General features: G+C 49.4%; 6 protein-coding genes. All 6 read right to left on the reverse strand.

The features are described 5' to 3' along the window. Positions 1–107: 107 nt before the first annotated feature. Positions 108–995: a haloalkane dehalogenase gene (locus ABYV26_RS19095; protein WP_372682951.1), complete on the reverse strand. Its 888-nt coding sequence runs from the start codon at positions 993–995 to the stop codon at positions 108–110. 48 nt (positions 996–1,043) lie between these two features. Further along, a complete protein-coding gene (locus tag ABYV26_RS19100) occupies positions 1,044–1,895 on the reverse strand; it encodes a thymidylate synthase (protein ID WP_372682952.1) in 852 nt (283 codons plus the stop codon). 941 nt (positions 1,896–2,836) lie between these two features. Beyond that, a complete protein-coding gene (locus tag ABYV26_RS19105) occupies positions 2,837–3,031 on the reverse strand; it encodes a hypothetical protein (RefSeq protein WP_372682953.1) in 195 nt (64 codons plus the stop codon). Positions 3,032–3,197: 166 nt separating this feature from the next. After that, positions 3,198–3,818, reverse strand: coding sequence for a LysE family translocator (locus ABYV26_RS19110; protein ID WP_372682954.1), 621 nt, complete (start codon positions 3,816–3,818; stop codon positions 3,198–3,200). 361 nt (positions 3,819–4,179) lie between these two features. Continuing rightward, positions 4,180–5,256 carry an OmpA family protein gene (locus tag ABYV26_RS19115; RefSeq protein WP_372682955.1) on the reverse strand — a complete coding sequence of 359 codons (1,077 nt, stop codon included), beginning with the start codon at positions 5,254–5,256 and terminating at the stop codon, positions 4,180–4,182. 198 nt (positions 5,257–5,454) lie between these two features. Then, on the reverse strand, positions 5,455–5,744 hold a 290-nt coding region (locus ABYV26_RS19120), incomplete at its 5' end, for a response regulator (RefSeq protein ID WP_372682956.1).

Consider the following 5,744-nt stretch of genomic DNA (forward strand, 5'->3'; position numbering starts at 1 on the left):
CTGAACGCTCCTCAAGATCCTTCCAGTTGATGCCAAATCGTTTAGCCGCTTTGTTGCTTAGATCGATCATTTTCGTTTATCCTAACCACTGCCATGATTTATCCAGGTTACGAAAGGCCTGTGTACCATTTTGCCAAGGTTGCACCGATCTGGTGAGGATTGTCTTCCTGCAGATAATGAATCCCTGCGCCGATGTCGACTGCTTTAAGATTTTTTAGCTTTTGCCTGCACCATTCAACTGTTTTGGCATTTATCAAACCTCCAGGCGATGCAAAGATGAGAAGTTTGGGCATCTCGGATTCCTGAAGCCTTTTGTTGTAATTCGATACCACTTCGTAAACATCCGCTGGTTTCCCCATGATGGGAATTTCGCAAGGCCACTGTCGCAACGGCTTGCGACTTCGGACAGTTTTGTACGGCGCCGCATAATAATTTTTTTCCTCCGCGGACAATTTTCTGACGATTGCCTTGGGCAGAATCTGGGTAACGAAGACATTCATGACGCTGATCATGAGCCAGCCAAGCCCGGGTGTCCGCATCATTTTAAAACCCATTTTAAAGCCGCTCGGAAAGTCGTTCCACGTCACCGGTTTCAGAATTGCCTCCATAAAGGCGATCCCTTTAACATTGTTCTCGTTTCGCATCGCGTAGTGGAAACCCAGTGCTGAACCCCAGTCATGGACGACCAGCGTGATATGCTCCAGGCCCAGCTTCTCGATGAAGCCTTCCGTGTAATTGACATGGTCAACGAAGCGATACGCCAGATCCGGTGCATCCGATCGACCCATTCCGATCAGGTCCGGGGCGATGCAGCGGCCCAGCGGCGTCAGATGCGGAATGATGTTGCGCCACAGGTAGGAAGAGGTGGGATTACCGTGCAGGAACAAGAGTGGATCACCCGACCCTTCATCAATATAGTGCATCTTGGAACCATGCACCTCAACATAGTTGGACCTGAAAGGAAACGCTGCCGAGATCTCTTGTGAATCAGACATGGTCGACTTCCTGAATCTTGATTGATATACGTACGGTAATCATTTGGCCTACACGGTGAAGGCATACTGAATGGCCGGATGGTGCCGATACCCCTCCAATTCAAAGTCATCCAGTGTCACCCAAGTCTCCAGATCCACCAGCGTTTTGATGTCAGGATTGATTTTCAGTTTGGGCAACGGATACGGATCACGTTTGAGCTGAACGGACTTTACCTGCTCCAGCTGATCTTCATAGATGTGTGCGTTCACGATTTTGTGAAACGCTTTGGCGGGCTTATTACCGGTGATTTGTGCAATAATCATTAACAGCCAGCCCACTTGAACTTGATTGAATCCATGGCCCAGCGGCAAATCGTCAGAGCGCTGGTAGCTTGTCAGGTACAACCGATCGCCCAGCAGGCTGAACGTGTGGGTGTGCATGCAGGCCGCTAAACAGGCGCGATCCAGTTCGCCAGGATTGTGAAAAGTCATCACTTCCCGTCGATCGTCAATGCCCTTGGACAAGTTGTCGACAATTTTACGCAGTTGGTCGATTTCTTTCCCCTCCGGATTGCGCCATCGCCTCCCTTGAACCCCATAGCAACGGCCCAGATCATCCTCACCGTTGCGATAGTGATTGGCCAGCCAGGCGGCATTGTCATTGGCATTGGCATTCCACGTGTTGCACCCAAGCGCCCGGAATTGGGCCGCGCTGTGGTAACCGCGCAAATAACCCAGCATCTCGGCAATCGCCGGCTTCCAGAACAGCTTTTTGGTGGTCAGCACCGGCAAATGGCCGTCGCTGACATCGTATTCAAAGTCTGCATTGATCACGGTCAGGCAGCGCTTCCCGGTCCGGGCATTTTCCACCCAGACACCTTCATCGATGACCCGCTGGCAAAGCGCCAGATATGTTTTCATGCCGCCTCCGATATCGTAGACGACAAACGAGCCTGCAAAGCCGAGGGTATCATCACCGGTTTCCTTTCTTATGGAAATAGTCAGATACAAGGATATAAAACTTGCATAATACTCGAAAATACTGACGCGGGCATCGATTGGACCTGAAACACAGGGCTTTGGGTCTCGCAGTGACTGCTCCTTGTCAGTTACGTCGCATTGGAACGTTTCGTTCTTTCATTGATGCGAACATAGATATTAACATAAAAAAAATTCCGAATAACCAGTTCCAATATCCAATGTGAAGATCGCTTATGTTTTGTTCTTGAAAGATACCATAACCTATCCAGAAAGAAGCAGATACAAAAGCAATTAACTGGAAGATAATCAACTTTTTAAAATTGATTTTAAATTGGAGAATGAATACCAACATGGTAAAAATATTTGCAAGGTTTGCAAAAATCAAAAAAGAATAGTTTAGAAATCCCTTGAATTTGAATAGAGAGCCAAAAAGCACCAATGCGCTTTTATACCCACTGATGGGTTCATCAAATACTGTCAGGGCCGGCAGAAAGAAAGAGAAAATGAAAATTGAAAAACCAAGAAAATATAATTTTCGATTTGCGCGCATTTGATCGTTTCTACAGAAGGACTGCGTTCAGTACCATCGAGTGCGACAGGCTGTCAGCAATCCGGTGAAGACGGTGATTCGATGTCCAATTCCCCTGTGCTAAGCCATACCGACCCCAACGGTCAATATCTACATGCAACCCAACCCTATCGATCACCACCATCGACGGTAAAAAGATCGACGATCTCGGGCAACGGACCATCCACTACGCTGGGGCCCGCCGGGAAGATCAACCCCATTGCTGCAAAGGGGCCGGTGAAAACAGATATTATTCCCGGCATGAGGATTCAAGGTCGGGGGCAGGGCATGCACCGACAACAACACGCCAGCATCATGATTCGTAAGCCAGCACCCGGATGATGCCGATGGTGCCGCCGTCTCCGGTTGTGCAGGTGTCCGAGACGGAAAGGACCTTTTTCACGTCGCTGCCCTGGATGAAACCGTTTACCTGCGCGTCCAGATCGTTCAACGCCTTCATGGTATGCATGGCTTTCAATTCGTTGGTGAAGGTTTTGATCTTGACCATGGTCTGTCCTCCGGTTTGTTTTGCCCCAATGGAGCATATTTGTGTTTTGAATGGGTGGCTCTCAATATTTCTGAAGCACCCCCCATCCCCAATTACCGACCTTAAAAAACCCTTTTGTCCCAGGCGCGCTGTGGTGCTAATTCACCGGTCGGCTGCACGCGGATGGTTATCTTGCAATCACTCCCAGCAATATCAGCCCGTCATGAAAAAGAACTACAGACAGCGTACATAAAGCCAGGCCGAGGAAACGCATCGTGTAGCGGTATCCGCGCCCGATTAAAAAGGACTTCGATTGGCCGACCAACACCGCCAGCACGATTTTCGACCCCACCAGAAAAACATAAAAACCGACGACAAACGCCAAAGGAGCACCGATATGCTGCTGCATCGCTTTGGTCATGGTCGGTGCACCGACGCTGAACCAGAACAGGTAGGGATGAGGGCTCAACGCATTGGCCAGGATGCCTTTGGTTAGCGATTTCGGTTTAATCCCCCCCAGATCGAGTGCGACTCTTTTTGTGCGCATGCATTCGTAGCCCATATACAAGATAACGCATCCGCCGACCAAGGCAATGATTCCTAAAATCGTATCGAAGCCGGATAGCTTGGACAAAATGAAACAAGGCAGGATGATGATGGGCAGGTCGGTGACGATGGGGGCCAGGGCAACCCTTGCCCCGGACCGGATGCCATGTTGAATCGTTTCAGAAATCACGAGCGCCAGCAGCGGCCCCGGCGCAAAGCCGACGGATAATCCGAGCAGGATTCCAAGGGTCAAATAATGCATCATTGCTTCGCGAATCAAAAATCCTGTCAATGGTGAAAAAGCCTCGGTTCCAGTCCGAGAGTATCCGCGATTATATAAAAGCGGGTCATGCCCAGGATGCCCGGTTTTTTTCGTTGGTCCTGGCCGAGGTCAAACCGCCGGGCCCATGGTTGATCCCAAAGGTCGGCAAGGGTGGAATAAACGGCAGCCTTTTGTCTATCATCGCCGTTTTAAGAAGCACCGCCCCCTTGTCCTTGATGCATCGATCAGCCGGGCTTTTGTAGAACGTCGAAAGTCAGCCGCGCGGTTGGTTGGGTCGGCTGATGTTGACAAGTCAACCGATTATATCAGCGAAGCGATGGTGCCGCTTCGTTGGGTTAAATTACTTATAGATACGAATGTCGACCCGTCGATTCATTTGGCGGCCTTCCGGGTTATCGGTCCCATCCGCGTTGCTATTTGGCGCTACCGGTTGAAGCTCTCCGTGAGAGTAGACACTCGTTCGTGTTCCCTCAATGCCATGTGCGACCAGCCAATCTTTAACCGCATGGGCGCGTTGTTTCGATAGGTTTAAATTGTAGGCCTCAATTCCCATGGCGTCGGTATGACCATGAATCTCAAACGGAAGTTTTGCATAGCGGCCGGTTAGCACATGTAAAATCTGTCCTAGCGCATCCTTGGCGTCGGATCTGATATCCCATTTATCAAAATCAAACAGAATGTCCGACCACAGGGTGATCATCACCATGTGGTCATTCTCCTGTATAAGAATATTCGGATCGGAGATTTCAGGGATCTTGACTTCCGGCATTTCGGTAGTGGGTATTTCCGGCTGCGGTAGTTGGGGCGCTGCCGGAATGCGGACCTTAATTATCTTCGCAGGTGTCAGGCCCCGATATTGGCGATCATGAAATATTGCACGGCGGGCTTTCTTCTCACCTGCGATTTCAAGAAAGACTTCCAGCGTTTCCCGGGGGGCCTTTGCATGGACTCGTGGACCGGCCACCCCATATTTTAGATACGTATAGTCTGTGGGTGTAAAACCAGCATCGAGAACTTTGTGTTGCGCCACCGCAACGAGTTCATCCAAATCGACGACGGTGTTTGCTGACCTTACCGTTGACCAGTATTCGCGGACATCGCTGTGTTTTTCAGAACGTTTTAGAACCTGTGCCTTGGAGCTGCTGTCAAAGCGCACACGATAAATCGTAGCATCGTCTCTCAGGCTGAAGTCCCACTCTCGATACGCTTGCCCGACGATTGTGCCGGTGAATCGTTCGAGTCGCACGTCAACCGCGGCGCCGTGGTCGGTCGCAAGCGCTACCGCTTTTTGAATTGCCCGCGCAATGGCATCTCCAGATTTATTTTCGACAGGTTTTTGTGCCGCTGTTGGTATGACAGGGAATAACATCAAAACAGCGACCATCCGAACCAATAGATATCTTAGTACATGATTCATATGCCTGTTAGGCCTCCCGACATATATAAGCTTCGTTGACGCTTCCATTGAATTCTCTTCAGGATGCGGTGTTTTCAGGTCTGCGACAATTGGATTCCAATACAACGGGCATGAGAGGTCTGACGATTGGAGCGTTCTGCTCAATGTCCTTTATGCTAAGTTCTATTACAGGTAAAATTTAAGAGATTTAGCACAGCCTCATTTTTCCAATATCTTGGATATCAGCCGGTCACGTTCTCGTTCCGAAATGTACGGTTTCATCCTTACACGGTGGATTTTACCTTCACGTTCTCTTTTTCTGGCAACGGCTTGTTTTGCCTTTAAAATTAGATCATTTAAGTCACACGGTTTCGTTAGATAATCGAAAGCGCCGAACTTCAATGATTCGATGGCAGTATGAATGGTTGCCTGTCCCGTAAGCATGACGACCTCCACCAGAGGGTGTTTTTTCTTTAGTGTTTCAACCGTTTTAATGCCGTCCATATCAG

Source organism: Desulfosarcina sp. (genome assembly GCF_041551955.1).
Classification (GTDB): domain Bacteria; phylum Desulfobacterota; class Desulfobacteria; order Desulfobacterales; family Desulfosarcinaceae; genus Desulfosarcina.

What these genes read in the sequence shown, in the direction of transcription:
- ABYV26_RS19105 (WP_372682953.1), bottom strand. Translation starts at nt 3,031, where the DNA reads ATGGTCAAGATCAAAACCTTCACCAACGAATTGAAAGCCATGCATACC.
- ABYV26_RS19110 (WP_372682954.1), bottom strand. Translation starts at nt 3,818, where the DNA reads ATGCATTATTTGACCCTTGGAATCCTGCTCGGATTATCCGTCGGCTTT.
- ABYV26_RS19095 (WP_372682951.1), bottom strand. Translation starts at nt 995, where the DNA reads ATGTCTGATTCACAAGAGATCTCGGCAGCGTTTCCTTTCAGGTCCAAC.
- ABYV26_RS19100 (WP_372682952.1), bottom strand. Translation starts at nt 1,895, where the DNA reads ATGAAAACATATCTGGCGCTTTGCCAGCGGGTCATCGATGAAGGTGTC.
- ABYV26_RS19115 (WP_372682955.1), bottom strand. Translation starts at nt 5,256, where the DNA reads ATGAATCATGTACTAAGATATCTATTGGTTCGGATGGTCGCTGTTTTG.